1 protein-coding gene is annotated in these 1,821 nt (G+C 63.3%); it reads left to right on the plus strand.

The window, feature by feature from the left end; all coding sequences use genetic code 11:
* Positions 1–878 precede the first annotated feature (878 nt).
* Complete coding sequence (locus tag NV1_RS41580) at positions 879–1,604, plus strand: slipin family protein (RefSeq protein WP_067905226.1); 726 nt, start codon at positions 879–881, stop codon at positions 1,602–1,604.
* The last annotated feature ends 217 nt before the right edge of the window (positions 1,605–1,821 follow it).

Below are 1,821 nucleotides of genomic sequence, written 5' to 3' on the forward strand. Positions count from 1 at the left end.
ACGGCTCTGGTGCACTTCCGGTGGTGGCCAACGACGTTAGGTCAGCAGGACGCGGTGGCGGAGGAGGCGGAAGCTGGCGCGGCCATACATTTGTCGTTTGGGACTTGGCCTGACCGCTCCGGACGAAAACAGCTCGCACACAACGCCGGCGATACATCCCAACGACCTCGACTCGGCCGTGCGCACACTGCACAATCTGGCAACCGGGCAGATCACCGAGGCCCCTAACGATCGATGCGCTGGCGCGCCGAGATCTGGACGGCGTGTCATTGCTTGAGAGTGGTCTACTCGAGAACAGCGTCTGCCATTTGGGTCAGTCCTCTGCGTTGGAGTCACTACGTCGCTCCAGGGAGGGCGATAGCGTTCGTGCGTGCGCAAATACTCCGGTACCTGTATATGCGCAGTTAACTATCTAACTCTGCGTTCCGCCTGCCGAGCATCGTCCGAACTCGGGAACGTGGCAAAGAGGGAGAGCTTGGCTTGCGTCGTCGGTTGGCCACGAGTCGGTGTCGGTCGGAGGTTCGTGCCCCCAGCGGGGCACTATAAGGATTGGGACTCGCACTGAACAGTGGTTTTCATGGGGAACGTTGACGATTGAAGCGGGATTCGGCTATCCGAAGTCGGATTGATCCCTGATCCATCCAGCTGTGGCAACGGGTTCGCGGCTGGCATATTGCCATCGAGGTAGCGCTCGACGGGGAACTGGTCGGCATCCACGCCCTGACGTGTTGCCGGGTCGCGCGAGCGGCTCGGGCGATGGGGTGGGCGATCGGATCCGCATCGGGTCGCGGCCGGTGGGTCGGCCAATTACGCTGTGCCGCAGCACGGCCCGATAGGGTCGCGTTCCGTTTCGGATTAGGGAAAGAAGGCGGCCGGAAGTGACCAACGACATCGTCGCGATCGTGCGGCAATTCGAGAAGGGTGTTGTGTTCCGGCTCGGGAGGGTGCAATCGGTGCGGGAGCCAGGGCTGCGCTTCATGCTCCCGTTCGTGGATCGCATGCAGAAGGTGGGCATGCGGACGGTGACGATGCCGATTGCGTCACAGCAGGTGATAACCCGGGACAACGTGTCCATCGCGTTGGCCGCGGTGGCTTACTATCGGTGTGTCGATGCCGCGTTGTCGTTGGTGGCGATCGAGGACGTGAGGCAGGCCATCGACCAGATCGCGCAGACCACCGTGCGGAACGTGATCGGTCGCACCACTCTCGACCAGGTGCTGTCCGAGACCGAGCGGCTCAACGAGCAGATCAAGGAGATCCTCGACTCCACGACCGAGAAGTGGGGTGTGCTCGTGGAAATGGTGGAGCTCAAGGACATCGAACTGCCGGAATCGTTGAAACGGGCCATGGCTCGCGAGGCCGAGGCGGAACGGGAGAAGCGGGCCAAGATTATCGCCGCGGAGGGCGAGGCCATGTCGGTGACCAAGCTGGCCGAGGCCGCGGACGTCATCGCAGCGCACCCGATCGCCCTGCAACTGCGGAACCTGCAAGTGCTGACGGAGATTTCGGTCGAGCACAACTCGACCATCGTATTCCCCGCGCAGTTCCTCGACAGTGTCCGTGCGATCGGTGGTTTCGTGCAACGCGAGGTCGAGGCGGGCTGACCGCACCGGCGAGACGGTCGGAGCTCAACCGGATCGGCCGTGCCATCACCGTTTCGGCCCGAGATCCGATCCGCGGCGGGGGCACCCGGTGTTCACCCCGAGCAGGCCGTGGACGCGGCGGACGGCGAAATCGCTGGGAAAAGACGACGATGACCGAGTTCGTGACGCGCGGCCGGGGATGCCCGCGCCGAGTAACGCGATGGTTTCGTCGGTTAGT

The organism is Nocardia vaccinii NBRC 15922 (genome assembly GCF_001613305.1).
GTDB lineage: Bacteria > Actinomycetota > Actinomycetes > Mycobacteriales > Mycobacteriaceae > Nocardia > Nocardia vaccinii.